The organism is Peribacillus sp. P4_C12 (assembly GCF_056402095.1).
This window is the reverse complement of record NZ_JBFUIB010001225.1, coordinates 1-505: the sequence shown is the minus strand read 5'-3', so window position 1 is coordinate 505 and position 505 is coordinate 1. Positions and strand designations below refer to the sequence as shown.

2 protein-coding genes are annotated in these 505 nt (G+C 39.9%); both read left to right on the top strand.

The features are described 5' to 3' along the window. A partial coding sequence (locus AC1DUW_RS32265; protein ID WP_477644645.1) for an HAD family hydrolase occupies window positions 1-286 on the top strand: 286 nt, incomplete at its 5' end. Beyond that, window positions 283-505: class II aldolase/adducin family protein (locus tag AC1DUW_RS32260; RefSeq protein ID WP_477644644.1), on the top strand; the 223-nt coding region annotated here is incomplete at its 3' end. The genes AC1DUW_RS32265 and AC1DUW_RS32260, both read left to right, overlap by 4 nt.

The window sequence follows — 505 nt, the reverse complement described above, 5'->3', positions numbered from 1 at the left end:
GGAAAAGATCTTAATTGAGTGGCCGCATACTTGTGATAAACAATGTAACAATGATTGTGGTTGCTGTAAGCCATCTRTAATGAGGGAAATTACAGGAGCAGATCATTATAAAATTGTTATTGGAGATTCGGTTACTGATTTTGAAGCGGCAAAACAGGCTGATTTTGTTATCGCTCGTGACATACTGCTTGAGAGATGTAGAACAGAAGAGATTCCCCATCAAGGATTCGAAACGTTTTATGATGTGATGCACATTTTAAAACAGCAGATGGAGGTAAAAGCGTGAAGAACCATACTAAAGAGTGGCAAGAATTAGCGGAAATTAAGGCTGAACTTGCTGAACGGGATTGGTTTATGGGGACGAGTGGGAATTTATCCATTCGCGAGACTAAAAGCAGTTCCTTTTATATTACGGCAAGCGGTAAGGATAAACGGAAGCAAACGGATGCGGACTTTTTATTAGTGAATGTAAAAGGAGTTCCTGTTGAGAAAACAGAGCTAAGGC